The sequence below is a fragment of the Novosphingobium sp. BL-S-34 genome, assembly GCF_056857015.1.
In genome coordinates this window covers 75,330-99,204 of record NZ_JBXEPV010000003.1, presented here as the reverse complement: position 1 = coordinate 99,204, position 23,875 = coordinate 75,330, and the positions used below count along the sequence as shown (strand labels likewise).

The 23,875-nt window shown below is 62.0% G+C and carries 19 protein-coding genes; 6 read left to right on the top strand and 13 right to left on the bottom strand.

The window, feature by feature from the left end; genetic code table 11:
* Positions 1-26: 26 nt before the first annotated feature.
* From AC1VV3_RS23275 to AC1VV3_RS23260, 4 genes are all read right to left on the bottom strand, one after another.
* Positions 27-788 carry an SDR family oxidoreductase gene (locus tag AC1VV3_RS23275; protein ID WP_482963425.1) on the bottom strand — a complete coding sequence of 254 codons (762 nt, stop codon included), beginning with the start codon at positions 786-788 and terminating at the stop codon, positions 27-29.
* Between the two features lie 76 nt (positions 789-864).
* On the bottom strand, positions 865-2,268 hold the full coding sequence (locus AC1VV3_RS23270; protein ID WP_465128788.1) for a DUF1254 domain-containing protein: 1,404 nt from the start codon (positions 2,266-2,268) through the stop codon (positions 865-867).
* Positions 2,269-2,335: 67 nt separating this feature from the next.
* Positions 2,336-4,519, bottom strand: a complete 2,184-nt coding sequence (locus tag AC1VV3_RS23265; protein ID WP_465128789.1) for an arylsulfatase — start codon at positions 4,517-4,519, stop codon at positions 2,336-2,338.
* A gap of 486 nt (positions 4,520-5,005) precedes the next feature.
* The gene (locus tag AC1VV3_RS23260) at positions 5,006-5,620 is read right to left on the bottom strand and encodes a TetR/AcrR family transcriptional regulator (protein ID WP_482963424.1); all 615 of its coding nucleotides are present in this window, start codon (positions 5,618-5,620) and stop codon (positions 5,006-5,008) included.
* Between the two features lie 106 nt (positions 5,621-5,726).
* Here AC1VV3_RS23260 and AC1VV3_RS23255 point away from each other — a divergent pair, with 106 nt between their 5' ends.
* From AC1VV3_RS23255 to AC1VV3_RS23245, 3 genes are all read left to right on the top strand, one after another.
* Positions 5,727-6,956, top strand: coding sequence for an MFS transporter (locus AC1VV3_RS23255; protein ID WP_482963423.1), 1,230 nt, complete (start codon positions 5,727-5,729; stop codon positions 6,954-6,956).
* Positions 6,957-7,299: 343 nt separating this feature from the next.
* Positions 7,300-8,862 (top strand): arylsulfatase, encoded by a 1,563-nt coding sequence (locus tag AC1VV3_RS23250; RefSeq protein ID WP_465128792.1) that lies wholly within the window; start codon positions 7,300-7,302, stop codon positions 8,860-8,862.
* A gap of 43 nt (positions 8,863-8,905) precedes the next feature.
* Entirely contained in the window at positions 8,906-9,844 is a 939-nt protein-coding gene (locus AC1VV3_RS23245) for an HAD family hydrolase (protein WP_482963422.1), read from the top strand.
* 204 nt (positions 9,845-10,048) lie between these two features.
* Here AC1VV3_RS23245 and AC1VV3_RS23240 read toward each other — a convergent pair whose 3' ends face one another.
* The 7 genes from AC1VV3_RS23240 to AC1VV3_RS23210 all read right to left on the bottom strand — a co-directional run bounded on the left by AC1VV3_RS23240 (position 10,049) and on the right by AC1VV3_RS23210 (position 15,690).
* Complete coding sequence (locus AC1VV3_RS23240; RefSeq protein ID WP_482963421.1) at positions 10,049-11,464, bottom strand: NAD-dependent succinate-semialdehyde dehydrogenase; 1,416 nt, start codon at positions 11,462-11,464, stop codon at positions 10,049-10,051.
* 39 nt (positions 11,465-11,503) lie between these two features.
* On the bottom strand, positions 11,504-12,244 hold the full coding sequence (locus AC1VV3_RS23235; RefSeq protein WP_482963420.1) for an SDR family oxidoreductase: 741 nt from the start codon (positions 12,242-12,244) through the stop codon (positions 11,504-11,506).
* 56 nt (positions 12,245-12,300) lie between these two features.
* Entirely contained in the window at positions 12,301-13,059 is a 759-nt protein-coding gene (locus AC1VV3_RS23230; protein WP_482963419.1) for an alpha/beta fold hydrolase, read from the bottom strand.
* Positions 13,060-13,109: 50 nt separating this feature from the next.
* Positions 13,110-14,255, bottom strand: coding sequence for an alkene reductase (locus AC1VV3_RS23225; protein ID WP_482963418.1), 1,146 nt, complete (start codon positions 14,253-14,255; stop codon positions 13,110-13,112).
* A gap of 124 nt (positions 14,256-14,379) precedes the next feature.
* A complete protein-coding gene (locus AC1VV3_RS23220; RefSeq protein ID WP_279388337.1) occupies positions 14,380-14,514 on the bottom strand; it encodes a hypothetical protein in 135 nt (44 codons plus the stop codon).
* Between the two features lie 10 nt (positions 14,515-14,524).
* Entirely contained in the window at positions 14,525-14,818 is a 294-nt protein-coding gene (locus tag AC1VV3_RS23215) for a putative quinol monooxygenase (RefSeq protein WP_482963417.1), read from the bottom strand.
* Between the two features lie 71 nt (positions 14,819-14,889).
* A complete protein-coding gene (locus AC1VV3_RS23210) occupies positions 14,890-15,690 on the bottom strand; it encodes a type 1 glutamine amidotransferase domain-containing protein (RefSeq protein WP_482963416.1) in 801 nt (266 codons plus the stop codon).
* A gap of 115 nt (positions 15,691-15,805) precedes the next feature.
* Between AC1VV3_RS23210 and AC1VV3_RS23205 the strand changes: the two genes are divergently transcribed.
* Positions 15,806-16,708 (top strand): LysR family transcriptional regulator, encoded by a 903-nt coding sequence (locus AC1VV3_RS23205; protein WP_132269462.1) that lies wholly within the window; start codon positions 15,806-15,808, stop codon positions 16,706-16,708.
* Between the two features lie 479 nt (positions 16,709-17,187).
* A complete protein-coding gene (pdxR, locus tag AC1VV3_RS23200) occupies positions 17,188-18,648 on the top strand; it encodes a MocR-like pyridoxine biosynthesis transcription factor PdxR (RefSeq protein WP_465128799.1) in 1,461 nt (486 codons plus the stop codon).
* A 16-nt stretch (positions 18,649-18,664) separates the two neighbouring features.
* Here the strand turns inward: pdxR and AC1VV3_RS23195 are convergent, their stop codons facing one another.
* Entirely contained in the window at positions 18,665-19,267 is a 603-nt protein-coding gene (locus AC1VV3_RS23195) for an FMN-binding negative transcriptional regulator (protein WP_482963415.1), read from the bottom strand.
* The gene (locus AC1VV3_RS23190; RefSeq protein WP_482963414.1) at positions 19,264-20,892 is read right to left on the bottom strand and encodes an amidohydrolase; all 1,629 of its coding nucleotides are present in this window, start codon (positions 20,890-20,892) and stop codon (positions 19,264-19,266) included. The genes AC1VV3_RS23195 and AC1VV3_RS23190 overlap by 4 nt, the downstream gene beginning before the upstream one ends.
* Before the next feature lie 223 nt (positions 20,893-21,115).
* Between AC1VV3_RS23190 and AC1VV3_RS23185 the strand changes: the two genes are divergently transcribed.
* Complete coding sequence (locus tag AC1VV3_RS23185; RefSeq protein WP_243654437.1) at positions 21,116-23,875, top strand: TonB-dependent receptor domain-containing protein; 2,760 nt, start codon at positions 21,116-21,118, stop codon at positions 23,873-23,875.

Here is a 23,875-nt window from a genome sequence, read left to right as displayed (position 1 = left end):
CCTCTTACGACTGAGCGGCAAGCCACTTATCGAAGCGCGTGGGCGCAATTTGTCGATTGTCGCCTAGGACCAGCGTCCGGTCGTCGGCGGGCGCGCCGAAATAGTCGCGTTCGGCGGTAACGCTGATCCGGCGCGGATCGCCGCGTGCCCCGAGCCAGCTGGCGGTCAACTCGGCCAACTGTCCGCGCTTCGGTCCTGCCACTTCGATGATGCCACCGGCCGGGGCAGCCGGTGGTTATCTGGGCAAGCAGCGCCGAGACATCGGCTGCGGCGACCGGCTGGAGCGAGATGCCCGGCAGGTATGCAGTATCGCCCCGCGTATAGCCCTCCGCGATGGTGAACAGGAATTCAAAGAAGTGCGTGGCGCGCACGATCGCGTAGGGTATGCCGCCGGCGGCGATAAATTGCTCCAGTGTCAGCTTGGCGCGAGAATAACCCGAGGCTTGAAGGCGATCGGTCCCCACCACCGAAAGTGCGACGACGTGGTGCACGCCTGCGTCGCGTGCTGCTTCCAGCAAGTTGGTTGTCGTGCCGCGCAAGAAAGCGATAGCGGCCGCGTCCGCGAACGAGGGGGCATTGCTGACATCGACCACGACCGCGGCATCCGTCAGCGCTTGTGCCAGCCAGGCGCCGGTTAGCGCATCGATTCCGGTGCTCGGTGAAGCGGTGACGACCTCATGGCCCTTCGGAAACGACGGCTGCAGCATGCAGGCTTGGCATAAATGCCGTTCAGGTTTGCCCTGACCTGCCTCATCACTCGACGAAAGCGTGCGCTTAGCGATGTCCACCGCATAGTTACCAGAACGCGATCTGACGTGTTGGAGCAGCCTTTGCGGATCGGCGCTTTATTGCATCACAGCTAAATCAGTCAACCTTCAGTACGGACGGCACCGACCAGCTATCGTCCAGTATCGCGACACTGGGCCAATAGGCGCGGAGGAAAAGTTCAAATGGGCCTTCGGGAGCCGGAAGCCAGTTAGATACTTTGTCCTCTATTGGGCGCACATGCTGAACATGAATAGTCAACGACCCATCGTCGTTGTGCTTCAAATCTTTGTTCTTAGTGCCGAGCGAGTAGCGATTGATCGCGTTCGGGGCGAAGAAGTGTGCTTCGTCATAAAGGGTAAGTGACCAGAAACCGTCCACTGGCGGCAGTTGCCCCTTCGGGAAGGTAAGGGTGTAGGCGGAGCCACCGTCGAAGCGATTGCCCTCGTTGTCGTGTTCTTGAGAGAAATAGGCCGATTCACGCCGTGGATTTACGAATATGTTCGCTTTGGCCGCCGCCGCCCGGCTGAAGTAATCGGTGCCGAATTCGGCTCCGTTCATCGGTGCAACCCAGCCATTGCCGACGGGAACGCCGGCGTAATCGTAGCTGTGGATCACCTTCATGATCTCCGCATCGCTGTCTACGGCGACTTGCCGGATCACGGTGGCAATGGCGGCATCCGCCTTGGCAGCAGCGAGCAGCGAGCCGAACCAGGCATAAAGTGCCTCTTCCCCCGGTTGCGGGGGCACCTCCTCCAGTATGGCTGGCAGTTCTTCGAAGAAGCTTTCGGCTCGCACCCATTGCGTTTCGCCACCGCTGCCCTGGCTGCCGCCGGCAGGGTCTGCGAGGACCGGGATTGCAGTCCAGTCCTTGGTCTTGAATCGCCCGTCGTATTCACTGAGCGGGTAGGCCATCACCTGACTTACGATCGGCCGAATAGCAGCACGATCGGCATCGGTATCGTCAAGGAAGCAGCGCGGGATGATGTAAGCAATATTGGTCGGCGACCGATAGATCCCGGCGATCCCTTGCGGCACGTCACCCGCCCAGTCGGGTCCGGCAACGAGATAGAAGCCGGGCCGGGTGCCGTACATCTTGCCGGCGCCGCCCAGTGTATCCGTCCTCTGGTCACCGAGCTGATAGACCCAGAAACGGTCACCGAAATCGGGCACCTGGAAGACGACCGCATCCTGCTCCAGCGAAAATATGCCGAAGCCATAGGCGACATCCTGGTTGGGCGTGGCGACGGCCCGCTCCTCCGGCTTGATGTAGTCGGTAAGCATGGTTAGCCGATTGAGCGGCGCAACCGGGAGCACACCGTCACCAAGGCCGCATTCCGGCACTTTGGAGAAGACGAGATGCCGGTTGTGGATGTTGACCATGGGCCAGGCCCAGATGAACGCCAGCTTCGCCAACGCCTCAACATAGGGCTTGGGAAGCTTGGTGCCGACGATGGGGCCTGCAGGCGGGGTAAGGCTAAGCGCGGGAAGTCTGATCGGCATGATTAGCCCCTTGAAGGAAGATGCTCTGTGGCAAGGTGATGTGGCTTTTCGCGAACGCGACGGCGGCCTAAGCTCCGGGTTTCACTTCGATCTCGACCTGCTGCACCCTTCCAGTGAACCGGAACGGCATTTTATAGGTGAAGTCGATGGGCGAGCCGGTATCCATGCCGATGTCCAGCCCTTCGCCCAGCGAGAACTGGATAGGTACCGTCTTTTCAAGACGTCCTTCGGCAACTTTCGCGCCATTTGCAGAAAGGGTAACAGTGCCTCCCTTGCCCATGCCGCCGCCGTCGTACTTGAAATCGACCACGAGGGTCGCTCTGCCCTTTGGCAGTGCTGCTTCCGCCGTAAAAGTTGAACGGTCCACCGAGAGGAAATTGTAGACAAAGACGGGCTTTCCCCCTCGCAGATAGAGGCCATAGCCGCCCTCTAGTCCGCCGTGGGTCACGATCATGCCCTCCGCCTTGTCGTCGGGCAGTTCTATCTCCGCCGTGATCGTCCAACTCTTGTTGAGCATGTGCAGGCACGCCGCATCGGGCAGCGCCACTTGTCCTTCGTAGTAGATCGCCTTGGTCCGATCGCCCACCATGTTGGGTCGGCCCATCAGTTCGGAATTCATGCGGATCGTGCCGCGCCAGTCTAGCGGCAGCACGTTGTACTTGGCCGCTTCCACCCACCAGAGGTCCTGCAACTCGCGCAGTTTGTCGGGGTGCCGGTCGGCCAAGTCCTTCGCCTGAGAAAAATCCTCATCCAGCTTGTAGAGTTCCCAGACCTGATTGTCCGGGCTCCAGTCCTCGTCACGGTTGGGTTCCCAAGGGATGAACGACGGAGCGGAAGCCATCCACCCTTCGTGATAGAGCCCGCGGTTGACGCCCAGTTCGAAGTACTGTGTCTTGCGCTTGCTTTCGGCGGTGCCGTCATCGAACGTCGCCGCGAAGCTCACGCCCTCGATCGGCTTCTGCTGGACGCCGTTCAGCTCGCGAGGCGCGGTTACGCCGCAGATCTCGTAGAGCGTCGGCACGATGTCGATCGTGTGGATGAACTGATCGCGTAAGCCGCCCCTGTCCTTGATGCGGTCCGGCCACGAGATGATCATCGGGTTGCGCGTGCCGCCGAAATGGCTTGCCACCTGCTTCGTCCACTGGAACGGCGTATTCATCGCGTGCGCCCAGGACGAAGGGAAGTGGTTGAAATGCTTTGGCCCACCGAGTTCGTCGATGGCTTTGATATTGTCCTCCCACTTCTCCGGGAAGCCGTTGAAGAACATATTCTCGCATAGAGAGCCTTCCAGGCCGCCTTCGGCGCTCGATCCGTTGTCGCCGGCGATGTAGATGATGATCGTGTTGTCGGCATCTGGCATCGCCTTCACCGCATCGATCACCCGGCCCATTGCCGAGTCCACTTGCGCACCGTACCCGGCGAAGACTTCCATCATTCGCGCATAAAGCCGCTTCTGGTCGTCGTTCAAACTATCCCAGGCCGGCAGCCCCTTGGAACGCACGGTCAGTTCGGTATCGGCGGGTATGACGCCCAGCTTCTTCTGCCGTTCCAGCGTTTGTTCGCGATAGACATCCCAGCCCATGTCGAACTTGCCCTTGAACTGGTCGATCCACTCTTTCGGCGCCTGATGAGGCGCATGGGTGGCGCCCGGCGCGACATAGAGAAAATAGGGCTTGTCCGGTGCAATGCTCTTCACCTGCCGCACCCAGGTGATCGCGCGATCCGCCAGATCCTCGGTCAAGTGATAGTTCGGATCGTCCGATGCAGGGACAAGGTTCTTGTTCTCGTAAAGTATGGGGTTCCAGTGGTTCATGTCGCCGGCGTTGAAGCCGTAGAAGTAATCGAACCCCAGCCCATTAGCCCAGCGATCAAACGGCCCGGCCGCACTGGTTTCCCAGGTAGGTGTGTTATGGTTCTTGCCGACCCACGCGGTCATGTAGCCGCTCTGGCGAAGCACTTCGCCCACAGTGCCGCAGTTGCGGGGCAGGATGCAGCAATAGCCGTCATAGCCGGTCGCCAATTCTGTGATGCCCGCGAAGGAGGCGGAATGGTGATTGCGCCCGGTAATCAGCGCCGCGCGCGTGGGGCTGCACAGTGCGGTGGTGTGGAAATAGTTGTAGCGCAGGCCTTCTTCCGCCAGGCGGTCCATCGTGGGCGAAGGCACGCCGCCGCCGAATGTGGCGAACTGGCCGAAACCCACATCGTCCAGCAGGATCAGTACGATGTTCGGCGCACCCTTCGGCGGTTCCACCGGCTGGGGGAAGGTAGCGGGATCCGAATCCTTGAACGTTCGCCCAACCTCCCCTGCGAAATGGAAATCAGGTCGAGGGAGAATATCCGGGGTTGTTTCGCTGGGCACGGGTGACCTCCTTCACGTTCAGCACAACGCTAGAAGGGCCGCACACCCAGGCAAACTAGGGTAACACCTGAGAATCAGTCAGATTCTCCCCGATAAAAACTTAACCCAAAATTGCGCAGCGCGGTCCGAACCGGCACGAGCCAAGAATATCTCAGCCGGCTTGGCGGCACCCTGCCGGCGACAACGACCCGTCGTTCCGGCGTAGAGAAGAATGTCGGCTCACGCTCAAACCAAACGAATGCCTATTGCAGAGCCATAAGCATCCTCTAGCCTCACGTAATCTGCCACGGCGCCATGCCATCGGCAGCTATGGAAGAGCTATCCCGGGATGCTCAAGCATGCTGACCTCACTGCGAATGCTCATGCGTAATATGGCGGTCAACGCGGCGCGATAGCCAGCATGTCCCATGCGCGCATCGCATTCGAGATTGCGCCATTGAGTACGTCCCCTGTCATTCCATCGCGTGCGAGCAGGGAAATACCGAGCAGGAGCCCGTCGAACATCGCGGCAAGGCCGACTGTGTCCACATCGGCCGGCAATGTCCCGTTCTCGATCGCGCTGGTCACGCAAAGAACGATCGCTTCGCGATTGCCCTGGCGCTCCGCCGCCGTCAGTCCTTTCAGAGCGGTCGTCTGATCCGAACCGATGGTTGCCGACAACGTGACCATGCAGCCGGTGGGATGACCCGGTGTCGTCTGCATCATGGCCGAGCGGCGCAAGGCATGCTCAATCCGCTCGCGCGGCGGCAGCGTCTGGTCGCGCAACGCGTCCGTTACCCGGCCGTAGGTGGCCAGATAAACCGACAGGGCCTCACGATAGAGCGCCTCCTTCGAACCGAACGCGGCGTAGAAGCTCGCTGAGGAGATGCCGCCCATCGCGGTGCGTAACTGGTCCAACGACACGCCTTCATAACCGTGTTGCCAGAACAGATGCGTGGCGATTGTGACGGCGGCATCACGATCGAAGCTGCGGGGCCGTCCCGTGCGGGCCATGTTTCTCCTCCAATCTGAGATCTGAACTACTCGATCCAGAAGTCGTTGACAAGCGCCGCGCTTTCGATGATTTCTGGATCGAATCATCCATAATTCGAGTTGGGCCATGGCTTCTAGCATTGATAACCCGCCTGTTTCACCGAGCCGCGCTGACGAAAGGCTTCCCGTCGGCGCGCTGTCGGCTCTGGCGATGACAGGCTTCATCTGCATCGCGACGGAGACTTTACCCGCCGGCCTCCTGCCGCAGATTTCCGCAAGCCTGGCACTTTCGTCCGCACTGGCGGGTCAACTCGTGACGGCTTACGCGCTTGGTTCGGTGCTGGCAGTGATCCCTTTGACGATCCTGACCAGCGCCTGGCCCCGTCGCCATGTGCTGCTGCTGACCGTCTTCGGCTTCCTGTTGTTCAACGGGATCACCGCGTGGTCCTCGGACTATCGCGTAACGCTGGCGGCCCGTTTCCTTGCGGGTTGCGCGGCGGGACTTGGCTGGGGTCTTCTCGCGGCCTTCGCCCGGCAGATGGTTGAGCCAAGCCAGCAGGGGAAGGCGATGGCGATCGCGATGGTCGGCACGCCGATCGCTCTCTCGCTGGGCGTCCCGCTCGGCACCTGGCTTGGCGGCGCTGTCGGTTGGCGCGCGGCATTCGGCATCATGTCGCTGCTGGCACTCCTGCTCGTCGGATGGGTCTTGCTCAAGGTGCCGAACTACCCCGGGCGGAAGGCATCCTCGCGCCTTTCGATCGGCAAGGTATTTACAGCGCCCGGCATCCGACCCGTCCTTGGCGTAGTGATGACGTGGATGCTGGCTCACAACATCCTCTATACCTATGTCGCGCCGTTCGTGGCACCGGCGGGCTTGGCGGAACGAGTCGATCTCGTGCTGCTGGTCTTCGGCATCGCCGCCCTTGCAGGAATTTGGATGACGGGTCGTCTGGTCGATCGTCATCTGCGCACCACCGTGCTTGCCAGCCTGGCCGGTTTTGCCATCATTGCGCTGCTTTTTGGTCTGGTGACGCCGCAGCCAGTCATCATTGTCGCTGGGGTTGCGATCTGGGGACTGACTTTTGGCGGCGCCGCGACCCTGCTCCAGACCGCGCTGGCCGACACCGCGGGCGATCAGGCCGATGTCGCGCTGTCTATGAACGTCGTGACATGGAACCTGGCGATCGCCGGCGGCGGCGTGCTGGGCGGATTGCTGCTTGATCACTTGGGCGCTGCAAGTTTCCCCTGGGCGATGCTTACGCTGTTGATCGGCGGGCTGGTGATTGCCTGGTCGGCGCGTGGTTACGGGTTCCCCGGAGGGCCGCGCCGTCATTCCGGCGCAGCCTCGGGACACTGACCGGTCGGCGCCGGCTCCCATCGATCTATTGTCGCCGTTACGGCCCGCCGTGCTGAGTGTCAGGTCCCGTCGATTGCGGCCATATAGGAGGCTGCGGAAGCCACGTGGGGCTGTGCGTCGCCATTAAGCTTCCAACACATTACAACAGTCGACAGGCGGCGCACCGCAAGCGTCCCTTGGGCCGAATTATACGCTTGCCTTGCCGACCAACCAGGGCTTCAGCGCCCGGTAGTATCGATGTAAGGATTATCATTGCCGGGCATCAGGGGTTTCCTTGATGTTTTTAGCCGAGGTAGGCGGGCACCTTTCCATTGAGCGCCACAACTCGAATGGAATTTGCGAGATGCCCAAGGGAAAGCCCAATATCCTCGTTATCTGGGGTGACGACATCGGGATCAGCAATCTCAGCTGTTATAGCGACGGCGTCATGGGCTACCGCACGCCCAACATCGACCGCATTGCCAACGAGGGCATTCGTTTTACCGACAGCTACGGCGAGCAGAGCTGCACAGCCGGCCGCGCCTCGTTCATCACCGGCCAGTGCGGCTATCGCACTGGCCTGACCAAGGTCGGCATCCCGGGTGCCAAGGCAGGCATGAAGGCTGAAATCCCCACCATTGCAGAACTGCTCAAGAACCATGGCTATCGCACCGGCCAGTTCGGGAAGAATCATCTCGGCGACCGCAACGAATACCTGCCGACAGTCCACGGCTTCGACGAGTTCTACGGCAACCTCTATCACCTCAACGCCGAGGAGGAGCCGGAGATGTACGATTATCCGGATCCCAAGCAGTTCCCAAACTTCGCCAAGAAGTACGGCCCGCGCGGTGTCCTGCATTCCTTCGCCACCGAGATCGATGATCCCACAGAGGACGAGCGGTTCGGCCGGGTCGGCAAGCAGAAGATCGAGGATACCGGCCCGCTGAACATCAAGCGCATGGAAACCTGCGACGACGACTTCGTCGACAAGGCTTCCGCGTTCATCCGCGCCGCCAAGGAGGCCGACGAGCCATTCTTCGTCTGGCTTAACACCACCCACATGCATCTCTACACGCACACTAAGCCGGAGAGCCTGGGCCAGGCGGGATTGTGGCAGTCGCCCTATCACGACACCATGATCGACCATGACAAGAACGTTGGGCAGATGCTCGACCTCCTCGATGAACTCGGTCTCGCTGACGATACGCTGCTCATGTATTCGACCGACAACGGTCCCCATCGCAACTCTTGGCCGGACGGCGGCATGACGCCCTTTCGGTCGGAAAAGGATACCAACTGGGAAGGCGCCTTTCGAATTCCCAAACTGATCCGCTGGCCCGGCAAGATCGCCGCCGGCACGATTTCCAACGAGATCGTTGGCCACAACGACTGGCTGCCCACCTTCCTGGCTGCTGCAGGCGATCCTGATATCAAGGAAAAGCTCAAGGAAGGCGGCGTTGAGGCCAACGGAAAAACGTTCAAGGCACATCTCGACGGTTATAATCTCCTGCCCTACCTTACCGGCGAAGAGGAAAAGTCGCCACGCCAGCACTTCGTCTACTTCGACGACGACGGCCACATCGTTGCCATGCGTGCGCACAATTGGAAGGCCGTGTTCCTCGAGCAGCGGTGCAAGGGTACGATGCAGCTTTGGGCAGAGCCATTCACCGAGCTGCGCGTACCGAAGCTCTACAATTTGCGCACGGACCCGTTTGAATTTGCGGATGTGACATCCAACACCTACTACGAATGGTTCATTCGTCACGTCTATTTCATGTACTATATCAAAGACGTTGCGGCGAAATTCGCGATGACCTTCGCGGAGTTCCCTCCCGCCCAACACCCTGACAGCTTCACTATCGACGACGCCTTGGCAAAACTCTCGGCCGGCGCCGGCGCCGCGGGGGGGGAAGCTGCACAAGGCTAGCCCCAGCCGCTGTTAGCACTTTAGCCGGGGCTGGAGAAAACCAATGACAACTCCTCTTTCCACTTGGGCTGACGGAGCGGCGAAGACTGCAATCCTTCAGTTCATTGCATGCGTGACCAACCCGGATGGAAGCGAATTTGTCCCGCCGGAAGATCGGATCGCGACGTTCGACAATGATGGCACTCTGTGGTGCGAACAGCCCCTTCAAACCCAATTCTTTTTTGGGCGGGATCAGCTTCAAAAGATGGCGGACGAAGATCCAGACCTGAAAGCGCGCCAGCCATACAAAGCGTTCCTCGAACACGATATTGGCACAATCAAGGAGCTTGGAAAGCAAGGCTTTTTTGAAGTCGCGTCAATCGCACACGCGGGCATGACCGAAGACGATTTCCATTCGCATGCGCGCGATTGGCTGGTTCACGCCCGCAATCCGGCAAACGGGCAACGCTTCGTCGATCTGGTGTATCGCCCGCAGCTGGAGCTCATGGAATATCTACGGCAGAATGGCTTCCGCGTTTTTATCGTGTCAGGAGGGGGGATCGACCTCATTCGTGCTTTCTCTGAAGAGGTCTACGGGATCGCTCGCTCGCAGGTTGTTGGCTCCAGCGTCAGGACCCGAATGGAAGTCTCCGACGGGAAAGTGAGTTTGCTGAAACTCGCTGAACTGCAAAGCTTTGATGACCGGGAAGCTAAAGTGCAGAACATCGCTCTTCATATAGGACGCCGGCCTATCTTCGCATTTGGGAACTCCGACGGCGATCTCGCGATGCTTAGATACACCTTATCGGGAAGCGGCCTGCGACTGGCTCTCCTGCTTCACCACGACGATGGGGAGCGGGAGTTTGCTTACGATCGGGAATTTGCCGTCAGCCCTTTAGCAGAGGCTCTCGATCGCGCGGAAGAGTTCGGGATTACGGTGGTCAGTCTCAAAAATGACTGGAACGAAGTTTACGCTGAACAATGTTCGTTTCGGGAAGAATGAATTCGAGAGTCCCATGTTCGGCATGCTGCGTTAAGTTGCCATTCCGCTCTCGGCAATGAACCTCGTCTAAGTCCCACGACGCCGCACCGACCATTCGCACCGCGCCGTCATGGAACTCAGGCGGGATCTGTTTCCCATCTTGCTCATACCGGATGCTCCTTCTCACAGTTCGGAGCCTCCGGAAAACCCGGGACGCTTCAATCCTCAGCGATGGGCTTTCGCCCAGACGGTTTGGGCGTTCGTGAACTCGCGCAGGCCGAATTGCGACAGTTCGCGTCCGTATCCGCTTTTCTTGACACCGCCGACCGGGATCCGGGCATTTGAAGCGCTGAAGCCGTTGATGAACACGCCGCCGGTTTCGAGCCGACGGGCGATCCGCTGCGCCTTGGCGACATCGGCGGTCCACAGATTGCCACCCAGGCCATAGTCGCTGCTGTTGGCGAGCAGGATGGCATGCTCAAGATCATCGGCGATCGTCAGCGCCGCGACCGGGCCGAACGTCTCCTCGTCGAACGCTGCCATTCCGGGGGCTACATCGGCGAGGACGGTCGGGGCGTAGAAGTTCCCCGTTCCCTCGACTTCGTACCCGCCCAGCAGAAGCGTCGCGCCTTGTGCAAGGGTGCGCTGGACCTGGCCGTGAAGTTCCGCGCGAAGATCCTTACGCGCCATGGGGCCGATCTTCGTGGCGGGATCGCGCGGATCGCCCATCTTCAGGTCCCGCGCGGCTGCCACGAACTTCGCCGTGAAGGCTTCGGCGATGGGTCGTTCCAGGATGAAGCGCTTGGCCGCGAGGCAGACCTGACCCGTGTTCTGGAACCGGGCTTGGATCGCCGCCTCCACCGCCAGATCGATGTTCGCGTCTGCCAGCACGATGAAGGCGTCGCTGCCGCCCAGTTCGAGCAGGCTTTTCTTGAGTGCCTTCGCGGCGGTGGCGGCCACGGCTGCGCCCGCCCGCATGCTGCCGGTCAGCGTGACGGCTGCGATGCGCGGATCCTCGATCACGCGAGCCACCGTCTCGTTATCGGTGCTGAGATGGGCGAACAGCCCCTTCGGAAAGCCGGCCGCCTCATAGGCCTGCTCCAAGGCAAAGGCGGATCCCATCACGTTGGGCGCGTGTTTGACGAGGAAGCCGTTGCCCGAGAGCATAATCGGCCCGGACGCCCGGATTACCTGCCATAGCGGGAAATTCCAGGGCATGACGGCCAGGATCGTGCCGATCGGCAGGTAGGAAATGTGGACCAGATCGCCTCCTTCGATTGACACGGGCTCATCGGCCAGGATGGCGGGGCCGTTGTCTGCGATCCATTCGATCGTCGCAGCGCACTTCTCGACTTCCGCGCGGGCCGCTTCGATCGGCTTGCCCATTTCGGACGTGATGAGAGCGGCCAGCGTCTCCGAGCGCTGGCGCAGCGTCGCAGCAAGCCGGTGATAGGTGACAACGCGCTCCTTCATCGGGGTATCCCGCCACAGCCGATAAGCGGCGCCGCCGGCCTGGAGGACGGCCTCGACCTCATCAGGGTTCTGATAGGGGTAGCGCGCGATCAGCGCTTCTGTGGCGGGGTCGCGGGATACGGCTTCGGATGCGAAGATCTGGGCGGCGTTGGTCAGTGTGTCGGACATCGTGGGCTCCTGAGGACGGGGGCAGGGCTGCGAGGGCTGTCAGAAATTCTGGCGAGTGGGGCGGATGACGATAGCGTTGATGCCAACATCGGCGGGCTGCTCGATCGCATAAGCAATGGCGCGCGCGACCGAACTGGCTGGGATCGCCTGCCGGTAAAAGTCCATCACCGTATCGGTCGCGGTGCCCGAGGTGCCGAGTTTGAGGTCGCTTTCCACTGCGCCGGGCTCGATGGCGGTGACGCGTACCGTTTCGCCCACTTCCTGCCTAAGCCCTTCCGTGATCGCGCTGACCGCGAACTTGGTGCCGGAATAGACCGTGCCGCCCGGCGCGAAGACCTTGATGCCCGCGACCGAACTCAGGTTGATGATGTGGCCGCTGTTCTGGGCAAGGAAGCGTGGAAGCGCCGCCGCGATTCCGTAGAGCGTGCCCTTGAGGTTGACGTCGATCATCGCGTCCCACTCGTCGGTATTGGCCTCGGCCATGGGGCGGATCGGCATCAGCCCGGCATTGTTGATAAGCACGTCCAGCCGGCCGAAATCGGCCACGATATCTGCCACGACCGTTGCCACTTGCGCCTTGTCGGTGACGTCGAGCGTGTAGGCACGGGCCTCGCCGCCTTGCGCCGCGATCTCGGCGACCACCGTGTCGAGCTTGTCCTTGCGGCGCGCGGCGATCGCCACCTTGGCGCCGCGGCTTGCGAGCAGGCGCGCGGTCTCCGCGCCGATCCCGGTGCTGCCACCGGTGATGAGAATGACCTTGTTTGCGATACCCTCACTCATGTCGTTTTCCTCTCTGCATGGGGGTTGCGGGCGGCTGTTCGCCGCACGCTGTTCGATCAGCGGCTCGCGCGGGCCGCCTGTTCGATCACGTCGGCCACAGCGCGCGGCTGCGAGATGAAGACGGCGTGACTGCCCTTTATCTCGGTCACGCTGACGCCGGCGTGGCGGTACATCGCGCGCTCAAGGTCGGGATTGATCATGCGGTCCTGCTGCGCGACGATCCCGTAGGCCGGCTTCGACTTCCACGCCGGAGCGGAGATGGGCGTGGACAGGATCGCCTTGTTCCACGGCACTTGCGAGATTGCCATGAAACGGGACTGGGCCGGCGGCAGGTCGGCGGCAAAATCGGCGGCAAAGCGGACCGGGTCGACGAGCAGATAGCCGTCAGAGGTCGGTGCGATGCTCGTCGCGGCGGGCGGGTTCTTCTGGATCTGCGAGAGGATCGTATCGCCCTCGTCAGGCACGAAGCCGGCGACATAGACCAGGCTCGCTACGTGCGGGTTGTTTCCCGCCTCGGTGATGATCGCGCCGCCATAGCTGTGACCAACCAGCACGGCGCGGCCCTGAACACGGTCCAGGATACGGTTGGTCGCGGTGACATCATCGGCCAAGGAGGTTTCGGGCTCCTGGACGATGCTGACGGTGTAGCCGTCCTTCTCCAGGATCTCGGCGACTGGCTGCCAGCCCGATCCGTCCGCGAAGGCGCCATGGACGAGGACCACGTTGTGCACGGCGGGGGTTGCAGGTGCGGCGGCGGCGAGGCCCGGGAATGCGATCAACGCAGCGGCGCCCAGCAAGGCATGGATATTCTTCATCGTACATCTCCGGTGCACCCGATCTTGCGAGTGGCTGACTGTGGTAAGGATCAGGCGGCGACCGAACGGACGCCGCTCGGAACGTAGGCAGGATAATCGGTGAGTCCTTCCGCCCCGCCGCCGTAGAGCGTCTCGGGACGTAGCGGATTGAGCGGCCAGTCATGGGCGATCCGCGCTGGCAAGTCGGGATTGGCGATGAACGGGCGGCCGAAGGCGACGAGATCGGCGAGACCGCTAGCGATCAGATCCTCGGCACGCTGCGCGGTGTAGCGGCCCGCATAGAGGATGCGCCCGCTGAAGGCCGCGCGAACCGCCTCTCGGAAGGAGAACGGGAGGTCCGGCGCGTTGTCCCAATCCGCTTCCGCAATCGAGAGATAGGCGACGCCGAACTCTTCCAGCAGCTTGATCGCGGCAATATAGGTCTGATGCGGATCGGGCTCGACCAACCCGATGTAGACGCGATCGACATCGGTGCTTTCGAACAGCGGGGTGAAGCGCACGCCCAGCCTATCCGCACCGATCGCGTCGGAAACCGCAGCGACGATCTCGCGCAGGAAGCGCAAGCGGTTCTCGATCGAGCCGCCATAAGCATCCTCGCGTCGGTTGGCGTGCGCCGAGATGAACTGGTTGACCAGATAGCCGTTGGCGGCGTGGATCTCGACGCCGTCGAAGCCGGCCGCGATCGCGTTGCGGGCGCCTTGAACGTAGAGCGACACCAATTCGCGGATTTCAGCAACCTCGAGCGCGCGGGGCAGAGATGGCGCGACCAGTTCGCCGGTGCCGGGCGCTGTTTCGATGAAGGCCTTGACCTTCTCGGCCGGGATTGCCGACGGGGCGACCGGCACTCCGCCGTGCAACTGGGCGTGCGAAACACGTCCGACATGCCAGAGTTGGGCGAAGATTACGCTACCTTCGGCATGGACGGCCTTGGTCACTTCGCGCCACCCTGCGATCTGGGCTTCGCTGTAGATGCCAGGGGTCCAGGCATAGCCTTGGCCGCGCGGTTCGATCTGCGTGCCTTCGCTGACCATAAAGCCCGCGCCGGCGCGCTGGGCATAATAGCGCGCCATCAGGGCGGTCGGCACGTCTCCGGGCTGGGCGGCGCGTTGGCGAGTCAGAGGCGGCAGCACGATGCGGTTGCGCAAGGTGTGCCGGCCGAGCGGGACAGGGGTGAACAGAGCGGGGTGGCGGGTCATCATGATCTCCTGGAATACGTGGATCAACCGGTGCCTTTCGCAGGCGCGCGGCATTGCTCCTTCCAGTCCGGCAGCGCGGGACGGAGGCGATAGGTTGTTGCGGTCTCGCTGGATGGTGGCGCGGTTAACGCCGTGATCGCAGGCGTTGCGGTAACCCGAGGCGCCATGTCTGCGCCAGAAATCCAATCAACTGGATTTCCTGTGCGTAGAAGGGCTGCGCGAGCAGCGCGGCGCCGATCCAGTGCTTCAGGTTGCGCATCGCGGCCTTCTCAGGCCGAAACGGGATCGAGGACGAAGGCAGTCCGCTCGGCAAGATCGCCGATCGCGGCGAGATAAGCCTGGAAGTGCGGGGTCGCGCGGTGCGCGGCAACCGCCTCAGAGCTGGCGTAGAGCTCGTCCAGCACGAAACGCGTGGGCTCGTTCTGGTCCTGCCAGAGATCATACCGCAAGTTGCCGGCTTCCGCCCGGCTCGGGACGAGCATGCCGTCGAGCAGGGTACGGAGCTGATCGGCAGCGCCAGGACGGGCGGTCAGGACGGCGACGATCTTCACAGGGTTGGTCATAGGGATAATCCTTGATGAATGGGTGGACTTGGTGGCGCGCATCCGCAGCGCGCCACCTGTCATGCGCGTGCTCATGCCGCCGTCTGCGGGCCGCCGAGCGCCGCGATCATGGCCTTTGCGACCGCGTGATCGGAGGCCGGGTTCTGGCCCGTGATCAGTTCGCGATCGACGACCACGTTGGCGGCAAAATCTTCAGAAGCGGCCGAAACCTCGCCGCCTGCCAGCCTCAGGGCCTTGGGCATGTCGAAGTACAATTCGCCCTTCAGCAGGTGCTCTTCGGCGATCTTCTCTTCGCTCGCCGAGAAGACCGTCATGCGGTAGCCCGCGTAGATCCAGTCCTTCGCAAGGTCGGCCGCCTTGGCGCCGTCGCCCTCGATCAGGGCCGCCCGGTACTTTGCCGGGTCGGGCAGGGCGGCAACGACCGCGACAGGGCCATGGCAGAGCAGACCGGTCGGCTTGGCCGCCGCATGGAAGTGGCGCAGGATGGCGCCCGCCTCGCCGCTCTGCATTACGTCGACCGCCGGAGCATGGCCGCCGGGGACGAACACGCCTGCAAACTTGTCCAGCCCCTGTTCGATGACCGAGGCAAAGGTGCGAACCTCGTTCATGGCCGGGTGCTCGGCAAAGAAGTGTCGGCCGCGCTCATAGGCGGCTTGGTCGCCTCCGAAATGCTGCACCGTATCCGATGCTTCGTCGATGTGAGGCTTGGTGCCGTCGGGTGTGGCGAGCACGACATCGTAACCGGCCTCGATCAGCGCCATTGCGGGCACCACCGTCTCGTTGAGGTACTGGCCGATCGTAGCCGAGCCCCCGCCGCGCAGTTCAATCTGCGTGGCGTTGGATCCGAGGAAGAGCACTTTCGTCTTGGTCATCTGAGCCTCCATTGTCTCACCGCATTCGCTGCGGACGAGTGCAAAGTGGCCCATTCCGACATATTCCAGAAGTTTATTGTCTTGATTTCAGATATACGCTCTAGAGCATGTCTGTATGCGATACGACCTCAACCTGCTCCCGATCTTCGTCGCCCTGATGGAGGAGCGCAGCGTGACGCGCGCAGCCGAACGCGTCGGGATGACGCAACCGGCGCTATCCAACGCGCTCTCGAGGCTGCGCCTAATGCTCCAGGATCAACTGTTCATCCGCGAGCGGTACGGGATTCAGCCCACTGCCGTCGCACTGGAACTCGCACCCGCGATCGCCGATGCGCTGGCGAAGCTCGATGATACGGTGCTGGGCCAGCAGGGCTTCGATCCCGCCAAGGCGCAGCGGGTCTTCACGATAGCGCCCAACGGCTACGTCGAGTTCGTCCTCGTGCCCGCTATTGTCGCCCGGCTTCAGCAGGTCGCACCCGGCATCAAGCTTCGTCTGACGCCCTATGGCAACGATCTGGTTGAGACCGGCATCGTGTCAGGCACCACCGCGCTGGTACTCGGCCGCATTGTCGATCCCCCCGACAATCTCGTCGTCCAGCACCTTATGGACGAGAGCCTCGCCTGTGCGGTGCGGGCGGATCATCCCACTGTAGGCGATGCGATGACCCGCGTGCAGTTCGAGACGCTCAAGCACGTCAACATCATACCGCCAGGCCGGATGCGGGCGGGGCTATTCCAAGCGCTCGCACAGCAGGAACTCAAGCGTGAGGTCGCGATCTCAGTGACCAACTTCTTCGCGGTCGCCGAGATGGTGGCCGTTACAGACTACTGTGCAACGCTCCCGTCTCTGATCTGCAGGCGGCTGCAACAGGATCATCGCCTCAAGATCCTTCCCGCACCGGTAGATCTGGGCACGTTCCCGGTCGAGATGGCCTGGCATGTCCGGTACCGACAGGACGCGGCCCATCGCTGGTTGAGAGGGCTAATCGCCGAGATCGTGCGAGAGTTGTCAGCCTAGGTTGCCCCCTTACAGCGCTCCTCTCCAGTCTGATCAATGTGACGGGTATTCGTGTGCGTGTCCCGCCTTGGTCGTAAGCCGACATCCGCAAATCATGGTGGGAACGACGGAGCTGTCCCAACCTAGGTCGTTCAGGTTCATTCGCAATTTGGTGAACCGAAAACAGCTCTTGGAAAGCAACGATGAAGTAGTCGCGAACGCGTTGATTGCGAAGCATTTATCGAACCAACGTGCAAGTCGCGCCACGACTAGGACCTTCCGTTCACACGCGAAATCACCACAGTAGCGGTGCGGCTCCGATAAAGCCCGCCGCCTTCGTCCATTCTCTTCAGGGCCAGATCTCCATGGCAGATGTTCGGGGCAGGCTATGCATTTGACCCGAAGGCCATCAAGACTGCGCCGAGCAGACAGTTGCCAAGAGCCGCGTGGCTTGGCTAAACCTTCGGGATGAATAATCGTCCGCTTGCCGCCCGCTGACCATGCTCCGTCCTTGGCAAATAAGCCTCAGTCAACGCATCGACGCCGGACGTAACGAACCGATCTACATGCAGATCATCCAAGCGGTGATCAGGGATATCGAAAGCGGTCGGCTGACGTCGGGCAGCTACTTGCCCAGCAGCCGCGAGTTGGCCGTCAGCTTAGGCATCAACCGCAAGACGGTGGTTTTGGCTTACGAGGATCTTATCGCTCAGGGCTGGCTCTCGTCGGCGGGAACGCGTGGTACGATGGTGTCAACCGCGCTGCCTGATCTGGGTCATTCCCTTGCTCCCCAGGGCCGCGGCGAGACCGCCCGCGCCGAGTACCGCTTCATCGGCGGTCCAGAGCACCCTCTGGCACTGCCTGATGGTCCGGGTCTGAAGCTGGACGAGGGCGCGCCAGATGGACGGTTGTTCCCGGTGGAGCTCCTCTCCCGCGCATATCGCGCGGCCGCCCAGCGGCTAGTACGCACGAACGGCCTGCAGTACCGCGACCCACGCGGCGCCCCGGTGCTGCGCCAAAGCGTGGCCGAAATGCTCAAAAGCCAGCGGGGTCTGCCGGTAACGGCCGAAAACATCTGCATCACGCGCGGCAGCCAGAACAGCATATTCCTCGCCGCCAGCCTGCTCATCCGTCCCGGAGATGCGGTGATCGTAGAGGAACTGACTTACGAGCCTGCCGTCGCGGCCTTCGCCGCTCGCGGCGCGAAGATCGTGCCGGTGGGCCTTGATCGAGACGGCATATGCCTTGAAGACGTGGTACTGGCTTGCCGTCGCAATCGGGTGGCTGCGGTGTTCGTGACGCCGCATCACCAATTCCCGACTACCGTGGCCCTGCGACCGGAACGGCGGCTGCGCCTGCTGGACTTGGCCCGACAGTTCGGTTTTGCGGTGATAGAGGATGATTACGATCACGAGTTTCATTTTGCCTCGCAGCCGCTGTTGCCGATGGCGGCCTATGCGCCGGGGCGTGTGATCTATGCGGGATCGTTGTCCAAGCTGCTTTTGCCGGCGCTGCGCATCGGTTACATCGCCGCGCCCGTCGAGGTGATCGAGGCGTTGGCCCATGTGGTTTCATTAGTAGACGGCATGGGCAATACCCTGACCGAAACCGCCGCTGCCGAACTGATCGTCAGCGGTGAACTCAGTCGACATGCACGCAAAGTGCGCCAAATCTACGCCCAAAGGCGCACCACGTTCGCCGCAACGCTTGACGCCACGCTAGGCGAACGGGTGAGCTACGACATGCCGCCTGGCGGTCTTGCCTTCTGGTTGCGCTTCGCCTCGGAAGCGATGCTGGACCGGATCGAGGCTGGCGCAGCAGCAGCGGGCCTTCGGTTTGCCTCATCTCGCTCGTTCAAGACCCGTGAGGGCGCGCCGCGCGGCCTGCGGATCGGATTCGCCAGCCTGGACCAGCATGAAGCACGCCGGGCGCTGGATGTAATGCGCTCGGTGGTGGACTAAGGAAGCTCGTCGTCGGTTAGCATGTAGAAGGCGGCTCGTTCGCCTCCCGCATCGCCGCCGTCAGTCCCGCATCGGGATGCGCGGCGATAATTTGGGCAAGACTTTCCGGACGTTCGTCCTGGCCGAGCTTGAACGTCGCATCGCAGGATTGCACAGTGGCCCGGAATGCGACGATATGGCGGCTCATCGGTTCATAGCGCTCACCCATTCTCGCCACCGTCCAGCGGCCGGGGTGATCGTTTTCCATGTGCGCGATCAGGCGATCGAGAGCCTCGCCGTTCCTTTCGGGCGCGAAGCATACATCTACCTCGAAGCGTGCCACAGCGTAGTTCCAGGTCGGAGCCCATTGCGGCTGCGTCACCAATTCAGGCGAGATATACCCCTGGGCTCCTTGGAACAGGACAAGCGCGCGTGGCTGATCTCGCAGCGCCGCGACCTGAGGATTGGCCAGGGCAAAGTGGCCAACAAGTGCAGCGATGCTTCCGTCGCTCGCCAGATCCGCGACCAGCGGCAACGGCGTCGCGTGGAACGAGGGCGCTGCGGAGACCATCCATGCAAGAGGGTGACGCGCAACCAGCGCTGCTATCTCGCCGGCATTGCGCGGGGACCAACGGCTCATGCACCGGCTCCTGTGTAGCGTTCCTGGCCGCCGACAATCGTGCGCAATACTTCCACGTCCGGCAACCTTTTCGGATCGATGATGGTTGGATCGCTGTCGAGCACCGTGATGTCAGCCAGGAAACCTGGCGCGATCCGCCCGAGCCGGTCCTCCTGAAAGCCGGCGTAGGCATTTGCAGAAGTGTAGGCAGTAAGCGACTGTTCTACCGTAACTTTCTGGTCAGGCAGCCAGCCATCCGAGTTGGCGCCATCGATGGTTTGCCGCATGACGGCGGCATGGATGCCTGCCAGGGGGCTGAGAGGGGCGACCGGCCAGTCGGAACCGAATGTCACCGTCGCTCCGCTCTTGATCAGTGAGCCGAAGGCATAAGTGCCGTTCAGACGTTTCTCGCCGATACGCTTCACAGCCCAGCGCCCATCGTCAATGGCGTGATAGGGCTGGACAGAAGCAATCACCTTCTGCTTCGCGAAGCGCGGAATAGTGGTGGGTGCCACATGCTGAGCATGCTCGACGCGGAAGCGGCGGTCGCGCGCGCCGTTCAGCGCCTCCACTTCGGCGTAGACGTCAAGGATATCGTCGTTCGCCTCGTCACCGATGGCGTGAACCGTGACATGGAGGCCCGCGCGATCGGCGGCGAGCACCGCTTCGCGAAGTTCGGCAAGCGGCATCACCCTAACACCGCGTGTTCGCGGATCATCAGTATAGGGATCGTGGAACAGCGCGGTGCGTGCACCGAGCGAGCCGTCAACCAGTGCTTTCACCCCGCCCCAGCGCAGCCAGTCGTCGCCGCGACCTTCGGCCTTTACCAGCTCGGCGATTTTTTCCCAGTCATGTAGCGGTACGAAGTTGTAGAAGCGCATGTCTGTCTCGCCTTTGGCGCGCAGGCGGCGCAGAGCGTCGAAACAGTGCCAGTCGAACGGATCAGGAACATGGACCTGCGCGACCCCGTGCGCCAGGCCATGGGCAATCCCGCCGCGCAGCGAGGCTTCGAGTTGGGCGGGTGTCAGCGGCGGAACCACGCGGTCGACGAGCGCCTTGGCGTTGTCCTTCAGGACGCCGGTCGGCTGGCCCATTGCATCCCGTACGATGACCCCGCCTGCCGGATCCGGCGTTTCACGCGTTACACCCGCCAGGCGCAAGGCCAGCGAGTTGCAAAGATAGCTGTGCAGGTCAGTGCGCGGTACGGCAATCGGGGTGTTGGGGCTGACCGCGTCAATCCATTCGCGTGTGGGCAGGTCGCCTCCGATCCGCTGTTCGTCCCACGATCCGCCAAGCAGCCATTGGCCGGGATGGGCCTTCACCGCCGCACCGATGCGGGCCACGAACTCGGCGCGGTCTTTCACATTGAGCAAGTCCGGGCGTGACAGCGTGTTGGAACCGATCAGGAAGTGCGTGTGGTTGTCGGTAAAAGCTGGCAAGGCGAAGGCGCCTTGCAGGCCGACAATCCGGGTGGAAGCGCCAGTGCGCGCCTTCACCGCTCCCGCCCCTACCGCGACGATGCGGTCGCCGATGATGCCGATGGCGTCCGAGCGGGCGCCGGTTCCTGTCCAGACCGTGCCGCCGACCAGCGCGCAGTCCAACGGCGCATCTGCAGCGAAGGCTTGCCGCGCGAACGGCGTGGCCATCGCCGCGAGAGCAGCGCCGGATCCAATAAACCGACGACGATCGAACATGGTGTTCCCCTTGCCATTTCCATGTGAGCATTCTCATCCCTTCTCGGCTCGCTACCGCCAACATCCAACATCGGACAGGACCAAGGGTCCAACGGGACTGACGGGCCCGGAGCATTGGACCCATCGACTTCACGAAAGTGGATGTTCCGCAGGGGCCGCGCTTGCGCTTCATCCTTTGTCGTGCCGCGAGGCAAAGTCAGATCGCTCCCGAGGGCGACCGCATGATCAGGGATCTCAAATAATGGAACAGCTTCTCCGCGCACGCCGCCGGTCGATTCTGGCTGGTACGGCTCTCATCGCACTCAGTGCATCTGCCACGCCGGTATTCGCGCAGGCCAAAACGCAGACTGGCTCCGGCGAAAGTGCCGCTTCCGGACAAGGCGACATCGTCGTCACCGGATCGCGCATCGACCGCCCGGGCTATGAATCGCCTACGCCGCTGCTCCATGTAACTCAGGAAGACTTGCAGATCGTCAGCCGGCCCAACATTGGTGCAGCTCTGGCTGACCTCCCCCAGTTCAAGGCCTCGCAGTCACCGCAGACCTCTGGGACCAACGCGCAGGCGGGCCGCTTTCCCATCAACATCCGCGGTCTGGGCGAGACTCGCTCGCTTGTTCTCGTGGACGGTCGCAGGCTTGTCAGCGACAACGATCTTAACACCGTCCCTTCGATCATGGTCAAAAGCGTGGACATCGTGACTGGGGGTGCTTCCGCGGCTTGGGGATCGGACGCGGTTGCGGGCGTGGTCAACATGATTGTCGATGGGGATTACGAAGGTATCCGCCTCGGCGCGGAAGGCGGAATTTCGTCGCGCGGCGATGCCGGGCAGGTGAGGTACGAAGGCAAGTACGGCACAAGTTTCGCAGGCGGTCGCGGCCACCTTGTGATCGGGGGCGAGTTCGTCGACAACAAGGGCGTCCTCAAGAAGACCGACCGCAAGAACACCGGGCGCTTTGCTACCGTGCGCAATGCGCTGACCCCCGACGTTGGCCATGCCACGCGCCTGATCGGCGGCTACATCACCTCGGGCGCACTACGCGGGTACGGCTTCAACCCCGATGGCACTTTGCGCGTGCCGGATATCGGCACTGTGGTCGGTACTAACATGATTGGCGGTGAGGGCCCCTCGGACGATGAGCGCAGCCCGCTCATCACCCCGCAGAAGCGTTACGCCGCACTTGCCAAGGTTTCCTATGAGCTGGCCGACACGCTCAAGCTCAGCGCGGACTTCCGCTACTCGCGCTATTACAACAATTACACTTGGTTTGGTGACCACACGAACAGCGTCACCATCCGTTCGGACAACGCGTTCTTGAACGAATCCATCCGGCAGGCAATGGCCGCCGCCGGGCAGACCAGCTTCACCATGGCGCGCTATAATGCGGACCTGGCCTACAGCACCATCGATCTCGATCGCCGCAGCGTGCAGGGCACACTCGCCCTTGACGGCAGCTTCGGTGGCGGGCGCTGGCGCTACTCGGCCTATTACAGCCATGGGCAGTACCGCAACAAGATCAACACTCCCGGTTTCCTGCTGACACAGAACTTCGCGAACGCAGTCGACGCAGTGGTTGACCCTTTGACGGGAAATGCCGTTTGCCGCTCAGGCGCGGCAGGCTGCGTGCCACTGAACCTGTTCGGAGAAGGCGCGCCGTCGCAAGCAGCGATCGACTACGTCACAGGCACGCCGCGTTCGAACAGTCTCAACAAGTTGGATACATACGGGGTCTCGCTGCGCGGGGAGCCCTTCGACCTCCCCGCCGGGCCCGTCTCGATCGCGATCGGCGCAGAAGGACGCAGCCTTTCGACGAATACCAAGGTCGGGGAACTTGACGCCGCGCGCGCGTTCTCGACGTTCTATTTTACATCACTTCGCGGCAAGTACGACGTGAAAGAAGCGTTCGGCGAAATCATCGTGCCTTTGATCAAGGACGTTCCGGTGCTTCAAAAGCTGGAGCTGAACGGAGCCGTGCGCGTGTCGGACTACAGCACCAGCGGCACGGTATGGTCGTGGAAGCTGGGCGCCACCAACGAGTTCCTTCCCGGCGTGATCGGCCGCGTCACCCGTTCGCGGGACATCCGCGCGCCCAACATTAGCGAACTCTACTCGAACCGAACGGTCAGCTACGTCAACGTCGTCGATCCGCAATTCGCGGATGAAGGCAGCCGCAGCGTGCTCGTCTACGGCGGCGGCAACGCCGCTCTCCAGCCCGAAAAGTCGGACACCTGGACCGCCGGCGTGACCACTGCTCCCCTGCGCGGCCTGACTGCTTCAGTCGACTACTTCAATATCAAGATCAAGGACGTCATCACCAGCATCGGCGCGCAAGTCCTTGTCGACCGCTGCCAGGGTGGTAACACCAGCCTCTGCGACTACATCACACGCGACGCGACCGGCCGGATAGCCAGCGTCGCGTCTTCGCAGGTCAACCTGTCGCAGTTCAGGACCGACGGGGTCGACGCTGAAATTGCCTATACCCTGCCGGTCGAGAACGAGGCGAGCGGCCGAGTGATCTTCCGCCTCGTCGGCACCTGGGTGAATCATTTCACGACCGACGACGGGACGACCAAGATCGAGTACGTGAAATCGCAAGGCTATGCCTTCGTCAACGGCGTGCCGCGCATTCGTACCAATGCCTCGATCGGCTATTCCAGCGATGGATTCAGCGGGCTGGTGCGTGCGCGTTACATCTCGTCGGGCTATTGGAACCGCACCAGCGCCACGCCGATCACCAACAACCGCATTCCTGCTTATACATATATCGACCTTCAACTGAGCCAGAAAGTGCCGTTCGGCAATGGGGGCAAATCCTTCGAGGTCTACGGCAACGTGGCCAACCTGTTTGACAAGGATCCTCCGCTTAGTTCCGCTTTCTCGCCTTACTACGACGTGATTGGACGCTACATGACGATCGGCGCGCGCCTGGAATTCTGA